The organism is Sphingopyxis granuli, from assembly GCF_001559015.1.
In the GTDB taxonomy this organism is placed as follows: Bacteria; Pseudomonadota; Alphaproteobacteria; order Sphingomonadales; family Sphingomonadaceae; genus Sphingopyxis; species Sphingopyxis granuli.
Genome location: NZ_CP012199.1, coordinates 2,188,752 through 2,208,867, shown reverse-complemented (window position 1 = coordinate 2,208,867; position 20,116 = coordinate 2,188,752). Strand labels below are relative to the sequence as shown.

The 20,116-nt window shown below is 67.2% G+C and carries 17 protein-coding genes; 3 read left to right on the top strand and 14 right to left on the bottom strand.

Going from position 1 to position 20,116, the window contains the following annotated elements; translation table 11 throughout:
* Positions 1-11: 11 nt before the first annotated feature.
* Together SGRAN_RS10180 and SGRAN_RS10175 are read right to left on the bottom strand one after the other, a co-directional pair.
* Positions 12-743 carry a sulfotransferase-like domain-containing protein gene (locus tag SGRAN_RS10180; protein ID WP_067183265.1) on the bottom strand — a complete coding sequence of 244 codons (732 nt, stop codon included), beginning with the start codon at positions 741-743 and terminating at the stop codon, positions 12-14.
* Positions 740-1,660 carry an aminotransferase class IV gene (locus SGRAN_RS10175; protein WP_067183262.1) on the bottom strand — a complete coding sequence of 307 codons (921 nt, stop codon included), beginning with the start codon at positions 1,658-1,660 and terminating at the stop codon, positions 740-742. The genes SGRAN_RS10180 and SGRAN_RS10175 overlap by 4 nt, the downstream gene beginning before the upstream one ends.
* Positions 1,661-1,742: 82 nt before the next feature.
* Here SGRAN_RS10175 and SGRAN_RS10170 point away from each other — a divergent pair, with 82 nt between their 5' ends.
* On the top strand, positions 1,743-2,612 hold the full coding sequence (locus tag SGRAN_RS10170; protein WP_067183259.1) for a DMT family transporter: 870 nt from the start codon (positions 1,743-1,745) through the stop codon (positions 2,610-2,612).
* Here SGRAN_RS10170 and SGRAN_RS22580 read toward each other — a convergent pair.
* The 5 genes from SGRAN_RS22580 to SGRAN_RS10150 all read right to left on the bottom strand — a co-directional run bounded on the left by SGRAN_RS22580 (position 2,602) and on the right by SGRAN_RS10150 (position 7,378).
* Positions 2,602-3,204 carry a phosphatase PAP2 family protein gene (locus SGRAN_RS22580; RefSeq protein ID WP_067183257.1) on the bottom strand — a complete coding sequence of 201 codons (603 nt, stop codon included), beginning with the start codon at positions 3,202-3,204 and terminating at the stop codon, positions 2,602-2,604. The genes SGRAN_RS10170 and SGRAN_RS22580 overlap by 11 nt on opposite strands.
* A 181-nt stretch (positions 3,205-3,385) precedes the next feature.
* On the bottom strand, positions 3,386-4,051 hold the full coding sequence (locus SGRAN_RS22575) for a hypothetical protein (protein ID WP_067183254.1): 666 nt from the start codon (positions 4,049-4,051) through the stop codon (positions 3,386-3,388).
* Between the two features lie 54 nt (positions 4,052-4,105).
* Positions 4,106-5,521 (bottom strand): dihydrolipoyl dehydrogenase, encoded by a 1,416-nt coding sequence (gene lpdA, locus SGRAN_RS10155; RefSeq protein ID WP_067183251.1) that lies wholly within the window; start codon positions 5,519-5,521, stop codon positions 4,106-4,108.
* The gene (locus SGRAN_RS21710) at positions 5,514-5,924 is read right to left on the bottom strand and encodes an endonuclease domain-containing protein (protein WP_082737192.1); all 411 of its coding nucleotides are present in this window, start codon (positions 5,922-5,924) and stop codon (positions 5,514-5,516) included. The genes lpdA and SGRAN_RS21710 overlap by 8 nt, the downstream gene beginning before the upstream one ends.
* 116 nt (positions 5,925-6,040) lie before the next feature.
* Positions 6,041-7,378, bottom strand: a complete 1,338-nt coding sequence (locus tag SGRAN_RS10150; protein ID WP_067183249.1) for a pyruvate dehydrogenase complex dihydrolipoamide acetyltransferase — start codon at positions 7,376-7,378, stop codon at positions 6,041-6,043.
* 159 nt (positions 7,379-7,537) lie between these two features.
* Between SGRAN_RS10150 and SGRAN_RS10145 the strand changes: the two genes are divergently transcribed.
* Positions 7,538-7,993, top strand: coding sequence for a universal stress protein (locus SGRAN_RS10145; protein ID WP_067113297.1), 456 nt, complete (start codon positions 7,538-7,540; stop codon positions 7,991-7,993).
* 264 nt (positions 7,994-8,257) lie between these two features.
* Here the strand turns inward: SGRAN_RS10145 and SGRAN_RS10140 are convergent, their stop codons facing one another.
* From SGRAN_RS10140 to SGRAN_RS10120, 5 genes are all read right to left on the bottom strand, one after another.
* Positions 8,258-10,201, bottom strand: a complete 1,944-nt coding sequence (locus SGRAN_RS10140) for a CocE/NonD family hydrolase (protein ID WP_067183246.1) — start codon at positions 10,199-10,201, stop codon at positions 8,258-8,260.
* A 123-nt stretch (positions 10,202-10,324) separates the two neighbouring features.
* Entirely contained in the window at positions 10,325-12,622 is a 2,298-nt protein-coding gene (locus SGRAN_RS10135) for a ribonuclease R family protein (protein ID WP_067183244.1), read from the bottom strand.
* 172 nt (positions 12,623-12,794) lie between these two features.
* Entirely contained in the window at positions 12,795-14,321 is a 1,527-nt protein-coding gene (gene proS / locus SGRAN_RS10130) for a proline--tRNA ligase (protein ID WP_067183240.1), read from the bottom strand.
* A 40-nt stretch (positions 14,322-14,361) separates the two neighbouring features.
* Positions 14,362-14,895, bottom strand: coding sequence for a polyhydroxyalkanoate synthesis repressor PhaR (gene phaR, locus SGRAN_RS10125; RefSeq protein ID WP_067183237.1), 534 nt, complete (start codon positions 14,893-14,895; stop codon positions 14,362-14,364).
* Positions 14,896-14,983: 88 nt separating this feature from the next.
* On the bottom strand, positions 14,984-16,606 hold the full coding sequence (locus SGRAN_RS10120) for an MFS transporter (RefSeq protein WP_067183235.1): 1,623 nt from the start codon (positions 16,604-16,606) through the stop codon (positions 14,984-14,986).
* Between the two features lie 157 nt (positions 16,607-16,763).
* Between SGRAN_RS10120 and SGRAN_RS10115 the strand changes: the two genes are divergently transcribed.
* Positions 16,764-17,534, top strand: a complete 771-nt coding sequence (locus SGRAN_RS10115) for a cyclase family protein (protein ID WP_067183232.1) — start codon at positions 16,764-16,766, stop codon at positions 17,532-17,534.
* A gap of 5 nt (positions 17,535-17,539) precedes the next feature.
* Here the strand turns inward: SGRAN_RS10115 and SGRAN_RS10110 are convergent, their stop codons facing one another.
* The gene (locus SGRAN_RS10110; RefSeq protein WP_067183230.1) at positions 17,540-17,911 is read right to left on the bottom strand and encodes a tRNA-binding protein; all 372 of its coding nucleotides are present in this window, start codon (positions 17,909-17,911) and stop codon (positions 17,540-17,542) included.
* A 107-nt stretch (positions 17,912-18,018) separates the two neighbouring features.
* A complete protein-coding gene (locus SGRAN_RS10105) occupies positions 18,019-20,040 on the bottom strand; it encodes an acetyl-CoA carboxylase biotin carboxylase subunit (protein WP_067183228.1) in 2,022 nt (673 codons plus the stop codon).
* Between the last annotated feature and the right edge of the window lie 76 nt (positions 20,041-20,116).

The window sequence follows — 20,116 nt, the reverse complement described above, 5'->3', positions numbered from 1 at the left end:
CGGAAAAGGTCTCAGATCGAAATCTTGTGCTGTGCCAGATAGTCATAGTCGGCGCGGCAGGCATCGGCGACCGCGCGCGCCGCGGGGTCGAGATCGGGCATCGGTTTGTCGGGCGCGCCGAAGCCGGTGCTCGCCGCGACCGCGTCGTACCAGTGCGACGCCCAGATGCCGTCGGTGTCGCGCAGCCCCGCCTGCCAATGCAGCATCGCCGGATCCCAGGCGATGCCGACCGCTTCGCACAATCGGGCGAGCATATTGGCGGGATCGCGCAGGATGTCGGCGCTGTCGACAACCGGCGGCGCGTGGCCGAGCCGGTCGGCCTCGCGATCGAAATATTCGACCTGCTTCGCGGTGCCGAGATGTTCGGGCCGCACCGCCTCGCGCTTTGCGGCATAGCTCGCGACGACGCGCGCCGGGTCACGGATCAGGAAGGCATGGCGCAGCCCCGGCAGGTCGTGGTGCGCGACCGGGCCGACCATGTGATGCGCCATGTGCTTCTGGTACCAGACGGCCTTCCCGGCCGGGCACGGCCCGGTCATGCTGCGCGCGACGCCGGCCCAGTCGCAATCCATGTCGGCGATCACCGCGTCGGCCATCGGCTGCGGATCGCCCGTCGCCTTCAGATAGGCGCCATAGAAGGGCTCGTCGGTGACGAAGGTGTCGGCGCGGTTGCCGAAGCTGCGCATCATCGCGGTCGACAGGTTGCGCGGCCCCGACCACATGGCGATGCGGACGGTCGTCATGGGCGCCCCCGCTCCGCGATGTCGCGCTCGATCAACTGCTTGTAGAGCCCCTGCAGGCGCTCGACCATCGGCCCCCTGCCCTCGGTCAATTGGCGGCCGTCGACCGTGTGCGCCGGGACGACGCCGGCGAAGGTGCCGGTGACGAACGCCTCGTCGGCGCCATGGACGTCGGTGAGCGAGAAATTCTTCTCGAACACCGGAATGCCGTTTTCGCGGCAGATGCGGATGACGTTGCCGCGCGTGATGCCGCCGAGGCAATAGTCGCCGCTCGACGTCCACACCTCGCCCTTGCGGACGATGAAGAAATGGGTCGAATTGCACGTCGCGACGAAGCCGTGCGGGTCGAGCATCAGCGCCTCGTCGGCGCCCGCCTGCGCCGCCTGGATGCAGGCGGTGATGCAGTTGAGCTTCGAATGCGAATTGAGCTTCGGGTCCTGCACCGCGGGGTCACCGCGGCGCACGTGGACGGTGAAGAGCGAAAGCCCCGTCTCCACCGTCGCGGGCAGCGGGTCCTTGTGCTCGGCGATGATGACGATCGTCGCGGGCGAGATGACGACGCGCGGGTCCTGATAGGGCGTCGAGCGGATACCGCGCGTCACCATCAGCCGGATGTGGCAGCCGTCCATGCCATTGGCGTCGATCGTGTCGTAGAGCCGCCGCTCCAGTTCCGCGCGCGACAGGCCGATATCCATCGCGATCGCCTTCGCCCCTTCCCACAATCGGTCGAGATGCTGGTCGAGGAAGGCCATGCGCCCCTTGTGGACGCGAATCCCTTCCCACACGCCGTCGCCGAGCATGAAGCCGCTGTCGAACACCGATACGCTCGCCTCGGCGCGCGGGACGAGCGCGCCGTTGACGTTGATCAGGATCGCATCGTTGCGCGGGTCGGGGACGAAGTCGTGGGTGCCATGTGCCATGCACGCAACGTTAGTCCGTTCGGCGCGACTGTCGAGGGTGATTGATCGCCGCCGGCAATCGGATAGGAAGGCCGGGCTTCCCATGACCTTTCTCTCACTCGGCCTCGTCGTTCTCGCCGCCCTGATCCATGCGACGTGGAACCTGCTCGCGAAGCGCGCGGCGCACGCCGGCGTCGCGTTCGTCTTTGCGTATAATCTGGTCGCGGGCATCGCCTATGCGCCATGGGTCGCGTGGATATTGCTGAGCGACGGCATGGCGTGGAGCCTGCCCGTCGCGGGCGTCATCCTGCTGTCGGCGCTCATCCATCTCGCCTACAGCCTGTGCCTCCAGCGCGGCTATCAGGTCGCCGATCTGTCGGTCGTCTATCCGATCGCGCGCGGCACCGGGCCGATGCTCGCGTCGGTCGGCGCCGTCGTGCTGCTCGGCGAAGCGATCAGCGCGCCGGGGCTGGCGGGGCTGCTGCTCGTCGTCGCCGGCATAGGGCTGATCGCGACGCAGGGCCGCTTCGCCGCCTTCCGCAGCGCGGAGGCGCATCGCGGCGTGCGCTGGGGACTCGGCACCGGCGCGCTGATCGCCGCCTATACGGTCGTCGACGGCTGGGCGGTGAAGCGGCTCGGCGTGCTTCCCGTCGTGCTCGACTGGCTGTCGAACACGCTGCGCTTCTTCTTCCTGCTGCCGGTGATCCTGCGCGACCCGCGGGGGAACATGGCGCGGATGCGCGGGCATTGGCGCCTCGCGATCGCGGTCGGGCTGCTGTCGCCCGCTTCCTATATCCTCGTGCTGACGGCGCTGCGGATGGGCGCGCCGGTCCATGTCGTCGCGCCGACGCGCGAGATGTCGATGATGGCCGGCGCGCTGTTCGGGATGATCTTTCTGGGCGAGGCGGTCGGGCGCTGGCGGCTCGCGGGCTGCCTGCTGCTCGTCGTCGGCGTCGTGCTGCTCAGCGGCTGACGCGCCCGGTCCCCGCTACCGCGAGCGCGCATCCCGCGCCGAGCAGCGTGCCGCCCACGACATCGCTCGTCCAGTGCACGCCGAGCATCACCCGCGACAGCGCGGTCAGCAGGATCGCGAGCGCCGCGAAACCGGCCGCCGCCGGACGCCAGCGCGGCGGGACGAGCAGCGCGAGCGCGATCCCGATCGCCGCGACGCTCGTCGCATGACCGCTGGGATAGGACCAGTTCGACACCCGATCGAGGTGCGGGACAAGGTCGGGGCGCGGCCGGTCGTAGACAGTCTTCAGCAGGCTCGACGCCAGATTGGCCGCGAGCGCCGCGCCGAACAGCCGCAGCGCCGCCTGCCTGTCCACCCAGCGCCAGAACGAAAGGCACAGGATGAGGACGAGAGCCCAGCGCGCGACACCGCCGCCGAACCAGCTCACGCCTTGCAGGAAGGCGATCAGTGCGGGCGCCGCCGCACCCTCGCGCAGCGCCAATGCCTTCGACAGGCGTTCATCGACGGGGGCCAGAGCGCCGGTCGCGAAGCCGAGCAGCAGCGCGGCGGCGACCAGCAATGCGGCCCAAAAAAGCGAACTGCGCGCGATCATCCCCGGCGCCTGAAGCAAGATGGCATCAATTAAACCCGTTCGTGTCGAGCGAAGTCGAGACACCCATCGTCGTGGCGCAAGGCCGATGGGTGTCTCGACTTCGCTCGACACGAACGGATATAGGAGTTCTTCTACAGTCGCCATGCCCCAGACGCCCGCGAAGCGCCGTGCAAGCGGGCGGTCAGGCGACCTTGCGGCCGAACGTCGGGCGGGGACGCAGGCCGGGCGTCGCGGCAGGCGCCTCGTGCTGGGGCGCCGGGCGATGGGCGAGATAGCGCGCGAGCGCCGCGTCGGCGTCGAACGTGTCGCCGCGCGGGGCGCCTTCGAGCGGATCGCGGCCGCGCTCTGGCCTCGCGGACGCTGCCGGTTCCATCGCGGCCGCGGGGACCTGCCCGGCATGCGCCGCCTGCAGGTCGCCGACGAGCGAATCGAGATCGCGCTTCTTCACGTCGAGCACCGATGCGGCAAGGCGGATCGTCCGCGTTCCGAACACGCCGCCTTCGACCTTGAAGTCGATGAAATTCTGCCGGTTCACCGGAATGAAGCCGTACATGCGGGTGACGAGCTGGCTGCGGCCGATGCTGCGGACCTGCGACCAGCGGAAGCGCTCCGACGACCAGCTTGTCGCGACGCGCACCCCGGCGGCGTCATATTCCAGCGCCACGCCGTCACCGAGCAGCCGCTTGATGCTCGACGCCGAAGCGAGCGGCCCTGCGACGATCAGGACGACGCCGAGAACGGCAAGCAGACCGCCGCCGAACAGCATCGGCAACCCCATCGCCGGCAGGACGATCCCCGCCAGCGTTCCGATGACGAGCTTTCCGGTCCCGAACCTGATCGTGCGCATGGCCGTCCCCTTCGCCGGCCTGCATAGCGCCCAAAACTTAAGAAATCGGCGACCTCAGATGTGCAGCGCGCGGCCCCAGGCGCCGAGCACGGCTTCGTGCATCGTCTCGCTGATCGTCGGGTGCGGGAAGACCGTGTGCATGAAATCCGCCTCGACCAGTTCGGCGGTCTTGCCGACGGTGTAGCCCTGGATCATCTCGGTCACCTCGGCGCCGACCATATGCGCGCCGAGCAGTTCGCCCGTCTTCGCGTCGAAGACCGTCTTCACGAAGCCCTCGACCTCGCCCAATGCGATCGCCTTGCCGTTGCCGACGAAGGGGAAGTTGCCGACCTTCACCTCGTGCCCCGCTTCCTTCGCCTTCGCCTCGGTCAGGCCGACCGACGCAATCTGCGGGTGGCAGTAGGTGCAGCCGGGGATGTTGCGCGCGTCCATCGGATGCGGGTGGACGTCCTTGTTGCCCAGTTCCTGCGCGATCGCTTCGGCCGCGATCACGCCTTCGTGGCTCGCCTTGTGCGCGAGCCACGGCGGCGCGGTGACGTCGCCGATCGCCCACAGCCCCTTCACATTGGTCCGGCAATAAGGATCGGTATCGATATGCCCCTTGGTGGTCTTCACGCCGAGCGTGTCGAGCCCGACGCCCTCGGTGTTGGGAAGGATGCCGATCGCGACGATGGCGTGGCTGTAGTCGCCCGCCTGGACCTTGCCGTCCTTCGTCTTGATCTTTGCCGAGACGCCGTTGCCGGTCGCCTTCAGCTCCTCGACTCCGGCACCGGTCAGGATCGTCATGCCCTGTTTCTTCAGCGATTTTTCGAGGAAACTCGACACGTCGGCATCCTCGACGGGCACGATGCGGTCGAGCATCTCGACCACGGTCACTTCGGCGCCCATGTCGTTGTAGAAGCTCGCGAACTCGATCCCGATCGCGCCCGACCCGATGACGAGCAGCTTCTTCGGCATTTCGGCCGGCGTCATCGCGTGACGATAGGTCCAGATGCGCTTGCCGTCGGCAGGCGCGAAGGGCAGATCGCGCGCGCGGGCGCCGGTCGCGACGATGATGTGCTTCGCGGTCAGGGTTTCGCTCCCCTTCTCGCCCTTCACCTCCAGCTTGCCCGGTGCCGTCAGCTTGCCGTCGCCCATATGGACGGCGATCTTGTTCTTCTTCATCAGGTGCGTGACGCCCTGGTTGAGCTGCTTCGCGACCCCGCGGCTGCGCTTCACCACCGCGTCGAGATCGGCGCTGATGCTCGCCGCGGCGAGGCCGTAATCCCTGGCGTGCTGCATATAATGATAGATTTCGGCCGAGCGCAGCAGCGCCTTGGTCGGAATGCAGCCCCAGTTGAGGCAGATGCCGCCGAGATACTCGCGCTCGACGATCGCGGTCTTGAGCCCGAGCTGCGCCGCGCGGATCGCCGCGACATAGCCGCCGGGACCCGAGCCGAGGACGATGAGGTCGTAGTTGGTGTCAGCCATTATGGGCTCCTTCTAAAGCCTCTCTCCCCTTGCGGGAGAGGGGTTGGGGAGAGGGGTTGGCGCGCGTCCGCGCGCCCGGAGATTCGATTTCATGCAATATGGCTTCAGCAACGCCTTCCCTATTGGTCAGTATGTCGCTGTTCCAAAATCGCAGGACACGAAAAGCCTGCGATTGCAGCCACGCATCACGCCGCTTGTCATATTCGTTTCCGGCATGTTGCCCGCCATCGACTTCGACGACCAGACGATGCGCAAAACAGACGAAATCGACGATGTAGAGATCATCGACGATCTGCTGGCGCCGCCAGCGCAGGCCAGCCAATCGTCCCCCACGAAGAATAGACCAGAGACGGCTTTCGGCATCGGTCGGGTTCGAGCGCATATGGCGCGCGCGTTCCAGCATCGTGGATTTTCGAGCGAGGGCATCGGCCAGAGTCCGGCGCGCCGCGGACGCGGCGCAGACCCCACTCCCCAACCCCTCTCCCGCAAGGGGAGAGGGGCCATGCCCTCCGTCGATCATTACGCCACCAGCCCCAGCGGGTTCTCCACGATCTGCTTGAACGCCTGCATCAGTTGCGCGCCGTCGGCGCCGTCGATGGCACGGTGGTCGAAGCTGCCGGTTGCCGACATCACCGTGGCGATGGCCAGCGCGTCGTCGACGATCCACGGCCGCTTCTCGCCTGCGCCGATCGCCATGATCATGCCCTGCGGCGGGTTGATCACCGCGTCGAACTGGCTGATGCCGAACATGCCCATGTTGCTGATGCTCGCGGTACCGCCCTGATATTCGTGGGGCTGGAGCTTGCCCTCCTTGGCGCGGCCCGCGAGTTCCTTCATCTCGGTCGAAATCTTGCTCACCGATTTCTCGTCGGCGCCGACAATGATCGGGGTGATCAGGCCGGCGGGGACGCTGACCGCGACCGAGATGTCGGCGCGGCTGTAGCTGATGAGCTGATCGCCGGCGAAGCTGACGTTGCACTTGGGCACCTGCATCAGCGCCTTGGCAAGCGCCTTGATGAGCAGGTCGTTGACGCTGAGCTTGACCCCCTGCGGCTCAAGCGCCGCGTTGAGCTCGCCGCGCAGTTTGAGCAGCCGGTCGAGCTGGATGTCGACGGTCAGATAGATGTGCGGGATCGTCTGCTTCGCCTCGGTCAGGCGGCGCGCGATCGTCTTACGCATGTTGCTGAGCTTGTCGGCGGTATGCGGGATATCGGTTTCGAACGGTGCCGCCTGCTGCGGCGCAGCGGCCGGGGCCGGAGTCGCGGCCGCCGCGGCGGCTTGCGCCGGAGCGGCGGCGGCGGTGGGCGCGCCCTCGAGGTCGGCCTTGACGATGCGGCCGCCGGGGCCGCTGCCATTGACCGCCGACAGGTCGATGCCCTTTTCAGCGGCGATGCGCCTGGCGAGCGGGCTGGCCTTGATCCTCTCCCCCTTTTCCATTTGTCCTGACCCCGGATCGCGTCCGGGGGAAGGACCGTCCTTTTTCGCGGCGGTCGCCGAAGAGGAGGACGGCGCTTCGACGGGCTCAGCGCGAACGGGTTCAGGGGTGGGTGCGGAAGCAGCAGCGGCAGGCGCTGGCGTGGGCGCAGGCGCCGCCTTCGCCGCACCGGCGTCCTCGCCTTCAGCCGCGATCACCGCGATCACCGTGCCGACCTTCACATTGTCGGTGCCTTCGGGAACGAGAATCTGCGCGATCGTGCCCTCGTCGATCGCTTCGAATTCCATCGTCGCCTTGTCGGTCTCGATTTCGGCGAGCAGGTCGCCCGACTGGACCGTGTCGCCCTCCTTGACCAGCCATTTGGCAAGCGTCCCCTCCTCCATCGTCGGCGAAAGGGCGGGCATTTTGAGTTCGATGGGCATCGTTGTTCTGGTTCCTGTCACTTGGGAGGCGAAGCCTGCCGTAACGGCTTTCCCCCTCGCCATACGCATTCGCCGGGTCAAGGTCCAGCGGGTGGAACTTGCGTTTCATACGAATGTGCCGCACTCTTCCAGTGGCAAAAGGCATAAGGGGTCGGGGGTATGCGGACCTATCTGGTGGTGATCGACGATAGCCCCGAAGCGACGCTGGCGCTGCGCTTTGCGGCGCGGCGCGCGGCGCGGACGGGCGGCGGGGTGATGGTGCTGGCCATCGTGCCGCCGCAGGATTTCCTCGCCTTCGGCAGCGCACAGGCGACGATCGAGGCAGAGGCGCGCGAACAGGCGGAAGCGCTGGCATCGTCCGCCGCCGCCGCGATCGCGCAGGAAGCCAATATCTCGCCGCAGATCCTGATCAAATCGGGCAAGCCCGCGGAGGTGGTGCGCGAGGTGATCGGCGAAAGCGACGAGGTCGCGGCGCTGGTGCTCGCGACCGCCGCCAGCGGCGCGCCGGGCCCACTCGTCACCCATTTCACCGGGCACGATGCGGGCACCCTGCCCTGTCCGGTGATGCTGGTCCCGGGCGGCATCGACATCGCGCGGCTCGACGCGCTGAGCTAGACTCTGATGACTTTAGATTGACCCACTTCGTCATTGCGAGCGGAGCGAAGCAATCCAGAGCGGTTTGCGCACACTCTGGATTGCCGCGTCGCTTCGCTCCTCGCAATGACGATTCCAACGCATGGCATCAGGCTCTAGCGTTTTTCCGATGTAAAAAAGCCGGGACGTAGATGGCATGGCGCTGCTTCGCGTGGCCCCCGGCTTTCGCCGGGACGGCGGTCGAGGGATGGTTTCGACCGGATTCCGCGCGCGAGCCGATCGTCCCTATCGCGCCACCTTGGCCGCCGACTGGTCGACGGGCACCACGGGCAGCAGCACGCCGCTCGCGGTGTCGCCGCCCTGCAGGATCGTCACCTCCTGCTTCCGGTAATCCTCGGGCCGCGCGAGGAAGATGTTGGGGACGAAGGTCTGCGGGTTGCGGTCGTAGAGCGGGAACTGGCTCGACTGAATCTGCACCATGATGCGATGCCCGGGCTGGAACACATGGTTCACGGTCGGCAGGCGGAATTTGTACGTCTGGGTGACGCCCGAAGGGATGGCGGTCGGCTTCGCGAAGCTGTCGCGATAGCGGCCGCGGAAGATGTCCTGGCTGATCGCGAGCTGATAGCCGCCCATTTCGGGCTTCGCCGCGACCTCGGCCGGATAGACGTCGATCAGCTTGACGATGAAATCGACGTCCGAGCCCGTGATCTGCGCGAAGATGTTCGCCAGCGGCGCGCCCGAAACGCGCACCGGCGCCGTCAGCACGTCGGTCTGCCAGGTCAGCACGTCGGGGCGGCCGTCGACGTGGCGCTGGTCGCTGACCAGCCAGTCGCCCCAGCGCCCGTCGCGGAAGTTCACCGGGCGCGGCAGGTGCGGCACGGGCTTCGCCGGATCGGAGACATAGCTGGTGCTGCCCGGTTGCGGCGGCGCGAAGCCGAGCGTGCCGTCGGGGCCGACATAGATGGGGGTCAGCGGCGCCTGGCATCCGCTTTCGCAGGCAAGCGGCCAGGTGCGGAAACGGTCCCAGCGATTCTCGCCGGTGTTGTAGATCGCGGCGGCGGGCATCGCGACCGGCGGACCGTCCTTCAGATAATGGTTGAAGAAGGGCAGCACCATGTCCTCGCGGAACTGCGCCGCGGTATCGCCGTCCCACTGGAAGGGGCCGAGCGAGCGCCCCTCGCGATTGACCTGGCTGTGGCGCCACGGGCCCATGACGAGGAAATTATTGCCCATCCGGCCCTTCGCCTTCAGCGCCTCCCACGTCGTGATCGCGCCATACATGTCCTCTTGGTCCCACAATCCCTGCTCCCACAGAGTCGGGACGTTCGACGGGTTTGCGGCGACGAGCTTGTCGAGCGCCTGCTGCTGCCAGAAATCGTCATAGGCGACGTGCTTCAGCATCTTCTGCCAGAAGGGCAGCTGGTCGTATCCGACCGCCTTCGCCCAATCGTTCGCCGAGCCGCGGCGGAAATTGTCATAGTCGTCATAGCCGCCGGTGGACGGCACCTTGCCCTCCGCCTTGTAGCCGGTCTGGCCGCCGATCCATGCGATGTTGGCGAGGCGGAAGGCGCCGTGATGGAACCAGTCGTCGCCCATCCAGCCGTCGATCATCGGGCTCTCGGGCGCCGCGACCTTCAGCGCCGGATGCGGATTCAGCAGCGCCATGACGACGGTGAAGCCCTCGTAGGACGATCCGATCATGCCGACGCGGCCGTTCGATTCGGGCAGGTTCCTGCGGTTCACCAGCCAGTCGATCGTGTCCCACGCGTCGGTGATATGATCGACCCTGGTCGGATTGAGCGGCCCGACCGGCGGGCGGTTGACGATATAATCGCCCTCCGACCCGTATTTGCCGCGGACATCCTGATAGACGCGGATATAGCCGTCCTTCACGAACATCTCGTCGGCGAGCGGCAGCGTCGACAGCATGCTGGCGCTGTCCATGCGGTTCGCTCGGCCCTTGGCGTTATAGGGGGTGCGGGTGAGGACGATCGGGGCGTCCTTCGCCCCCTTGGGCACGACGATGACGGTATAGAGGCGCGTGCCGTCGCGCATCGGGATCATCTCGACGCGCTTGTCGTAATCGGCGTGGTCGCTCGGGATCGTGAAGCTGTCCGGAATGTCGCTCGCGGTCGATGTGGACCTGGGCGCCTCGGCCGCGCCGGTCAGCGACGCGCCGGCCAGCGCGACCGCCGACAAGGTCATGAACAGGAACGAGCGGACCATGCGAACCCCCTTGATGTCGATGTCTTCCGCGCAGGATCGTGCGCGCGGCCGCGATGCTTTGCAACCGTTGGGCGCAACGATCTTATACGGCGCCCGGCAAGCGTCCGCGCCTGGCGGGAAAGGTCAGCGCCGCCGCCCCTGATGCCGGATGTTCGCCGGGCGCCCGCGGCGGCCGACCGGATGCCGACCCTTGCCGTCGCGGCGCGGCGGGCGTTTCGCCGGCGGGCGATCCTCGGCGTCGGGCAGTTCGAAGCGCAGCGCGCCGCTGATCGGGTTCGCCTCCATCAGGCGCAGGTCGAGCCGCTGGCCGACGCCATAGCTCACCCGGCCATGCTCGCTGTCAAGCGTCCGCGCCGCTTCGTCATAGAAGAAGCGCTCGCTGCCCAGCGTCGACACCGGCACCAGCCCGTCGCCGCCGAGCCCGTCAACCGTCGCGAAGAAGCCGAATGGCTGCACCCCGGTGATCCGCGCCGGCACGATCTCCCCGACCTTCGTCGCCAGCCATGCCGCGACATAGCGATCGACGGTCTCGCGCTCGGCCTCCATCGCGCGGCGTTCGAGCGCGCTGATCGCCTCGCCGATACGCGACAGTCCCTTGCGGTCGGCCTCGCCCAGTCCGGTGCGCGCGGGCAGGTCCTTCGGCTTGCCCGGCATCTCGAGCCGCCAGGCATCGACGAGCGCGCGGTGGACGATCAGGTCGGCATAGCGGCGGATCGGCGAGGTGAAATGCGCATAGCTGCCGAGCGCGAGGCCGAAATGGCCAGCGTTGGCTGGGCCGTAATAGGCCTGCGTCTGGCTGCGCAGGATCGCCTCCATGATCTCGGGCAGGCGGTCGTCGCCGGAAAAGCCGTCGATCAGCCGGTTGAACACCGCGGGGGTGATCACCTGCCCCAGCGCGAAGCTCTGGTCGAAGGTATCGAGATAATCCTTGAGGCTGACCAGCTTCTCGCGGCTCGGCGGCTCGTGGATGCGGTACATGACCAGCGATTTCTCCGCCTCGAGCGCCTTGGCCGCCGCGACGTTCGCCGCGATCATATAATCCTCGATCAGCCGGTGCGCGTCGAGCCGCTCGCGCACGCGAATCTCCGCGATGCCGCCCTGCTCGTCGAGGATCACCTGCCGCTCGGGCAGATCGAGGTCGAGCGGAGCCCGCGCGGCGCGCGCCTTCGCGAGCAGGGTCCAGCAGCCCCAGAGATTTTTCAGAGCGGAGACAACCTCCTCGTCCCCTCCCGCATTTGGGAGCGGGGAGGCGGCATCGATCATCGCCTGCGCATCCTCATAGGCGATGTTGGCGCGCAGCCGCACCAGCGCGCGCGCGAAACGCCACGCCGTCACCTTGCCGTGCCGGTCGACGGTCAGATGGCACGCCATCGCGGCGCGATCCTCGCCCGCCTTCAGCGAGCAGACGCCCGCCGACAGCGCTTCGGGCAGCATTGGCACGACGCGGTCGGGGAAATAGACGCTGTTGCCGCGCCGCCGCGCTTCGCGGTCGAGCGCACCGTCGGGACGAACATAATAGCTGACGTCGGCGATCGCGACGATCGCGCGCCAGCCGCCCTTGTTCGTTTCGTCGCCGTCGGGCGCGGCCCAGACCGCGTCGTCATAGTCGCGCGCGTCGCGCGGGTCGATCGCGACGATCGGCAGGTCGCGCAGATCCTCGCGCCCGTCGGGGGTGAGCGGCAGCTTCGCCGCGCGCCCCGCCTCGGCGAGCGTCTCCTCGCCGAACACATGCGGGATTTCGTGCCGGGCGATGGCGATCATGCTCAGAGAGCGCGGCGCGAACGGATCGCCGATGCGCTCGATCACCTTCGCCTTCGTCGTGGCGCCGCGCCCCGACAGTTCGGCGCGGACGAGGTCGCCGATCGCGGCGTCGCCCATCTCGGCGACCGCGAAATCGAAACGCGCGCGCTTGTCCGCGGGGCGCAGCCAGGTCATCGGCTTGCCGCCCGGTCCCATGTCGGACACCAGCACCCCGATGATGCTCTCGCCGCCCGACTGGAGCTTTTTCATCGGATGCGCGACATGGCCGCTGCCGCGCTCCTCGGTGCGCGCGAGGATGCGGTCGCCGACGCCGAGCGCACCGCGCCGTCCCTTCTCCATCACCCGCACGCGCGGCGGCGGGCCGCTCGCTTCCCAACGCTCGGGCACCGCCCAGACGGCGTCGCCCTCGGCCGCCGCGATGCGGAAGACGGTGACGCGGGGCAGCCCGCCATGCTTGTGAAAGGCGCGGCCGGGCGCCATGTCGACGAGCCCTTCGTCGGTCATGTCCTTGAGCAGCGCCTTCAGCGCGATCTTGTCGGCACCGCGCACCGCGAAATGCTTCGCGATCTCCCGCTTGCCGATCGCGCCGGGGCTGTCCTCGATGAAGCGGAGGATTTGCTCGCGCGAAGGGAGTCCGGGTTGCGGTTTGGGCTTTTTCATCGCGGGTCGTCCAAATGGTTCGCGCGGAGACGCGGAGACGCGGAGGCGACCGCTCGGGCCGACAGGCCCCTTTCTCCATCAAACGACGCGCCTTGGCGCAGCGTCAAAACGAGAAAGCCGCTTCGCGGCAGGCGCGACATCTCCGCGTCTCCGCGTCGCCGCGCGAACAAAATCAATAGGTCCGCCCGATCAGCACGCGCTCGACCGCGGGCTCGCCCGTGAAGAAGCAGGTACCGTCGGCGGGCGCCGCGTCCAGCGGCGTGTTGCGCATCGTCAGCTTGAGCGCCTTCAACTGCTCGACGATGCCGTCGAGCACCGCGCCCGTCGGCCGCGACCATTGGACTTCGACCCAGCCGGTGAACTTGTCATCGCCGCCGAAATGCGCGGCAAGGTCGGTGACGTCGCGGCGGATGTTCGCGTCGAGTCGCGCCTTCGCTTCGGCATGGAGGTTCGCCTGAATATCTTCGAGCATCGCCACGGCGCCGGCGACGAACTCGCGCTTCGCGACGAAGGCCGTGTTGAGCTTGCCGCTGTCCTGATAGAGGCGGTCGCGGCGGATCACCGCGACATTGCCGCCGGCGACGTCGCGCGGGCCGATCTCCAGCACGATCGGCGCGCCCTTCTTGACCCAGCCCCAGCGCTTGGCCTGCGCCTTGTTCGCGCTCGCGTCGAGCAGCACGCGCACCGGCTCGCGGAAGGCGTCGAGCGCCCTGAGTTCGGTTTCGAGCGCGCGGCAATAATCGAGGATCGCGGCATCCTCGTCATTGTCGCGCAGCATCGGGACGATGACGATCTGATAGGGCGCGATGCGCGGCGGGCAGCGCAGCCCGTCGTCGTCGCCGTGCGTCATGATGACGCCGCCGATCATGCGCGTCGATGTGCCCCAGCTCGTCGTGTGGCAGAGGCTGTGGCCGCCGTCCTTGTCCTGATAGCGGATGTTCGCCGCCTCCGCGAAACCGGTGCCGAGATAGTGCGAGGTGCCGGCCTGCAGCGCCTTGCCGTCCTGCATCATCGCCTCGATCGAATAGGTCGCGACGGCGCCGGGGAAGCGCTCGTTCTCCGGCTTCTCTCCGGCCATCACCGGCATCGCCAGCACCTCTTCGGCAAAGGCGCGATACATTTCCAGCGCGCGCAGCGTCTCCGCCATCGCGTCCTCGCGGGTCGCGTGCGCGGTATGGCCTTCCTGCCACAGGAATTCGCTGGTGCGCAGGAACATGCGGGTGCGCATTTCCCAGCGCACGACATTGGCCCACTGGTTGACCATCAGCGGCAGGTCGCGCCAGCTTTGCACCCAGCGGCTCATCGCCGAGCCTATCACCGTCTCCGACGTCGGGCGGACGATCAGCGGCTCCTCCAGCTTCGCCTCGGGGTCGGGAACGAGCTTGCCCTTGCCGTCTGCGATCAGGCGATGATGCGTGACGACCGCCATTTCCTTGGCGAAGCCGTCGACGTGATCGGCCTCCTTCTCGAAGAAGGACAGCGGAATGAACAGCGGGAAATAGCAGTTCTGGACCCCGGCATCCTTGATCGCCGCGTCCATCACTTTCTGGATGCGTTCCCAGATGCCATAACCCCACGGCTTGATGACCATGCAGCCGCGCACGCCCGATTCCTCGGCGAGGTCGGCCTCTGCAATCACATCCTGATACCAGCCCGCGAAGTCGGCCTGGCGGGTTACGCTGAGCGCATGCTTGATCATCGATCCTGTTTTCGTCCCTGACGGGGCAAGAGGCCCCGGATTATTTCTTCCTGGCGAGTTCGGCCTTGAGCTCGGCGATCTCGGCCTTCAGCGCCGCGATCTCCGCATCCCTCGCCTTGCCGGCGCCGGGAATGAAGGCACCCGCCGCCTGCTGGAACATTTCGAGATTGCGGCGCGTCAGTTCGGCGAGCGGGTTCGACCCCAGCGCCCCCTCGAAAGCCGAGCGCACGTCCTGCTGGTTCTTGCGGAAGGCCGCCATCGAGGCTTCCAGATATTGCGGGACGATGCCCTGCATCTTGTCGCCGTAGAGGCCGATCAGGTGGCGCAGGAAATTCACCGGCAACAGCGTCTCGCCGCGCGTTTCGGTGTCCATGATGATCTGCGTCAGCACATTGTGCGTGATGTCGTCCCCGCTCTTGGCATCGACGACGCGGAAATCGCGGCCGTCGCGCACCATGGCGCCGAGGTCGTCGAGCGTGATGTAGCAGCTCCGCTCGGTATCGTAGAGGCGGCGGTTCGCATATTTCTTGATCGTGACGACATCGCCGTCCGCCGCCGTCTTGGACTTCGCCATGATGCCTCGCGCTCCTGAGGGGTCAAAGGGGTAAGGACGGGCATTAGCACCAAATTATGATGCATCGCAACATGCGCACGGGCGGGTATCAGCCGGGCTTGTCCCATTGCGCCTTGTCGGGTTCCTTCAGCCAGACGGCCGAGACGATAAAGGCGACGAGCACGACGCCCCATGTATACCAGAGCCCGGCATAGGCGTCGCCGGTCCGGGCGATGATATAGCTCGCGATCAGCGGCAGGAAACCGCCGAAATAGCCGGTTCCGATATGATAGGGAATCGACAGCGACGAATAGCGGACGTGCGGCGGGAACATCTCTGCCAGCAGCGCGGCGACGGGGCCATAGGTGAAGCCCGAGAGCGCGCTGAGGCCGAGCAGCGCGAGCAGGATCACCGCAATGCCGCCCGCGCCGGGCACCTGCGGTTCGAAGCCGTAGCCCATCGCCTCGAGCGCGGGCTTGAGCAGCGCGGGGTCGTCGCTCGCGACCTGCTTGCCGCCGATGTGGATGTCGACGCTGTCGAAGCCGCCGCCGCTCGCGACGACCTTGTAGGGCACGCCGAGGCGGGTGAGTTCGCCCAGCGTCCGCGCGCACGCCGTCGCCTGCTGCTTCGCCATCGGGTCGAAACTGCACTGCGATCCCGTCACCACGACCGGCGCGCGCTCGGCGGCGCGGTGCAGCGCGGGATTGGCCGCGCCGCCCATCAGCCAGAAGAGTGGGAAGAGCAGGACGAGCGTCGCGGCATAGCCCCAGACGATCGGCTTCTTGCGGCCGATGCGGTCCGACAGATGGCCGGCGATCAGGAAAAAGCCCATGCCGAGCGCCGCGGCGATGCCGACGATGATCTCCGCCGCGGTCTCCTCGACCTTCATCGGCCCCTTGAGCAGCGACAGGCCGGAGAACATCGCGGTGTACCAGATGACCGTCAGCCCCGCCGCGATGCCGAACAGCGCGACGAAGATGCGCAGCCTGTTGCCCGGATAGGTGAAGCTTTCCTTGAGCGGATTGCGCGCCAGTTCGCCCTCGGCCTTCATCGCGCGGAACACCGGGCTTTCCGACAGCTTCAGGCGCATCCACAACGAGATGGCGAGCAGCAGCAGCGACAGCAGGAAGGGCACGCGCCAGCCCCAGGCGTCCCAGACCGCGTCGGACATCGCCGCCTTGCATCCCAGCACGACGATCAGGCTGAGGACGAAGCCGCCGACGACGCTCGCCTGGATGAAGCTGGTATAGAAGCCGCGCCGTTCGGGCGGCGAATGTTCGGCGACATAGATGGCGGCGCCGCCATATTCGCCGCCGAGCGCGAGCCCCTGGAGGACGCGCAGCAGGATGACGATCACCGGCGCCGCGATGCCGATCGTCGCGGCCGACGGGATCATGCCGACCCCGGCCGTCGCGACGCCCATCAGCGTGACGGTGATCAGGAAGGTGTATTTGCGCCCGAGCCGGTCGCCGAGAAAGCCGAACAACACCGCGCCGAGCGGCCGAAAGCCGAAGCCGACCGCGAAGCCGGCCCAGACGAGCAGCACCTCCAGCGTCGCATTGTCGCTGGGAAAGAAAGCCTTGCCGATGATCGCCGCCAGCGTGCCGTAGATGAAGAAATCATACCATTCGAAGACGGTCCCGGCCGACGAGGCGGCGATGACCATGCGAATATCCTTCGCGGTCGGCTGATAGGCCGCGCCGTGGTCGGCGCCGGCGGCTTGATCGGTCATATCCTCTCCCTAGCCCGTGCAGGATACGACGCCCCTCCCCTGAAGGCCTCCCCCCTGCCCGCCCGTTTCGCGGCGAACGGATGCTCCCTGTCTAATTCCCCCGCGCCGCCGCGCAAGCCTTCTTGGCGCCAGCGCCCGTTGATGGCAGACTGGCGCGATGACACGCTTCATCGACCTTTCGATCCCGATCACCAACGACGTCGTGTCCGACCCGCCGGTGATGCGTCCGCAGATCAGCTATATGACCCACGAGACGACGTGGGAGCAGATCGCGCTGTTCTTTCCCGGCCTGACGCGCGAGGACCTGCCCGACGGCGAAGGCTGGGCGGTCGAGAGCCTGACGCTGTCGACGCACAACGGCACGCACATGGACGCGCCGTGGCATTTCCACTCGACGACCGACAGCGGCGCGCGCGCGGCGCCGAGCATCGACGAGGCGCCGCTCGATCTGTTCTTCCGCCCCGGCGTGAAGCTCGATTTCTCCGACCGGCCCGCGGGCCATGTCGTCGGCGCCGCCGAGGTCGAGGCCGAACTCGCGCGCATCGGCCACGCCTTGCAGCCGCTCGACATCGTGCTCGTCCAGTCGGGCGCGATCTACGGCACCGCCGATTTCACCGACCAGGGCTGCGGCATGGGCGCCGAGGCGACGCTCTGGCTGACCGAGCGCGGGGTGCAGGTCGTCGGCACCGACGCGTGGAGCTGGGACGCGCCGTTCAGCCACACCGCAAGGCGCTGGGCCGAGACGCGCGACCCGTCGATCATCTGGGAAGGCCACAAGGCGGGGCGGATCAGGCCCTATTACCAGATCGAGAAGCTGACGAACCTTTCCGCGCTGCCCCCGACCGGCTGGACGCTGTCCTGCTTCCCGGTGAAGATCGAACGCGCGAGCGCGGGGTGGATCAGGGCGGTGGCGCTGGTGGAGGATTAGCGGCGTCAGAACAGCCGCGACCCGTTCGGCACCGGCCGGTCGGGGGCGAAGAGGATCACCGCGCCTTCCGCGTCGGCGAAACCCAGCGTCAGCACCTCGGACATGAACTTGCCGATCTGGCGCGGCGGGAAATTGACCACCGCCGCGACCTGCCGCCCCGGCAGTTCCTCAAGGCCATAACGCGCGACGATCTGCGCGCTGCTCTTCCTGACGCCGATGGCGGGGCCGAAGTCGATCTTCAGCTTGAACGCCGGTTTGCGGGCTTCGGGAAAGGGTTCGGCCTCGACGATCGTGCCGATGCGGATATCGACGCGAAGGAAATCGTCGAAGGCGATGGGGTCGGCTGCCCCCGCCCCTTGATCGTGGTTCATGTGCATCCAACAAACTCCGTCATTGCGAGCGAAGCGAAGCAATCCAGAGCGGGTTTTCGCCGCTCTGGATTGCTTCGTCGCTTCGCTCCTCGCAATGACGAGGAGCGAAAAGGCTATTCCATCTCCAGTATCACCGCATCGACCGCCAGGCTGTCGCCCTGCGCGGCGTTGACGCTTTTCACCACGCCGGTCTTTTCGGCACGCAGGATATTCTCCATCTTCATCGCCTCGACCGTCGCGAGCGGCTGGCCTGCCTCGACCTTGTCGCCGGCGCCGACGTGCAGCGCGACGAGCAGGCCCGGCATCGGGCAGATGAGGAATTTCGACAGGTCGGGCGGGACCTTCTCGATCATGTGCGCCGACAGCGGTGCGACATGCCACGGCAGTACCCGCACGTCATGGATCGCCCCGCGCGTCGTCATGCGCCAGCCGGTGCGCGTCTTCGCCACCTTCACCGCGAGTTCGCTGCCGTCGATCTCCGCGACGACCAGCCGGTCGCCCGGCGTATATTCGAGCGCGATGTCGACCTTTTCGCCGTCGACCTTGATATGCTTGCGGCCGAGCTTCACCTTGTGGCTCGCGTCGCCGATCGTCACCTGCCACCTGGCGGGCGGGTCGAGCCGGTCGCCGAGCTGACCGTCGACGCGCCGCGCGCGATCGGCCTCGGCGCTCGCCATGAAGCCCGCGATTGCCGCCAGCGCGCGCGTCACCGCTTCGTCGGCGGGCGCGCCGTGGAACCCTTCCGGATATTCCTCGGCGATGAAGCCCGTCGTCAGTTCGCCCGAGCGGAAGCGCGGATGCTGCATGATCGCCGAGACGAAATCGATATTGTGGCCGAGCCCTTCGAGCTCGAAGCGGTCGAGCGCCGCGACCTGCAGATCGGCGGCCTCGTCGCGCGTCTTGCCCCAGGTGATCAGCTTGGCGATCATCGGGTCGTAGAAGATCGACACCTCGCCGCCGTCATAGACGCCGTCGTCGACGCGCACGCCGTCGACGCCGCGGCGGCCATTCTCCGCGCCGTCGTCGGTCCAGCCCGGCACCGGCGGCCTGTAGCGCGTCAGCCGCCCGGTCGAGGGCAGGAAACCGCGATACGGGTCCTCGGCATAGACGCGGTTCTCGATCGCCCAGCCGTCGATCTTCACATCGTCCTGCGTCAGTTCAAGCTTCTCGCCCGCCGCGACGCGGATCATCTGTTCGACCAGGTCGATGCCGGTGATCGTCTCGGTCACCGGATGCTCGACCTGAAGCCGGGTGTTCATTTCGAGGAAATAGAAGCTCTCGCCCGTCGGGTCGGCACCCGAGACGATCAGCTCGACCGTGCCCGCGCTGTAATAGCCGACCGCCTTCGACAGCGCGACGCACTGTTCACCCATCGCCTTGCGCATCTTGGGCGTGACGAAGGGCGACGGCGCCTCTTCGACCACTTTCTGGTGGCGGCGCTGGATCGAGCATTCGCGCTCGTTCAGATAGAGGATGTTGCCGTGCTGGTCGCCGAGGATCTGGATCTCGATATGGCGCGGGTTGAGGATGAACTTCTCGATGAAGACGCGGTCGTCGCCGAAGCTGTTGAGCCCCTCGCGCTTGACGCTCTCGAAGCCCTCGCGGACGTCCTTCTCGTCATAGGCGAGGCGCATCCCCTTGCCGCCGCCGCCCGCCGAGGCCTTCATCATCACCGGATAGCCGATCTCGTTCGAAATCTCGACCGCATGCTCGGTGTCGCGGATTTCGCCGACGAAGCCGGGGACGACGTTGACGCCCGCTTCCTTGGCGAGCTTCTTCGACTCGATCTTGTCGCCCATCGCGGCGATCGCGTTCACCGGCGGGCCGATGAAGGCGATGTTTTCCTTGGCCAGCGCCTCGGCGAAGCTGGTGCGTTCGGACAGGAAGCCATAGCCCGGATGCACCGCCTCTGCGCCCGTCGCCTTGCACGCTTCGATGATCCTGTCGGCGATCAGGTAGGATTCGGATGCAGGCGACGGGCCGATGTGCACCGCCTCGTCGGCCATCCGCACGAACGGCGCGCGCGCGTCGGCGTCCGAATAGACGGCAACGGTCGCAATGCCCATGCGGCGCGCGGTCTTGATGACGCGGCAGGCAATTTCGCCGCGGTTGGCGATCAGGATTTTCTTGAACACGCTTAGACTCCCCTCCCGCTTGCGGGAGGGGCCGGGGGTGGCCTGTCCCGCTTGCGAAATTCGAAACTCATTCGAA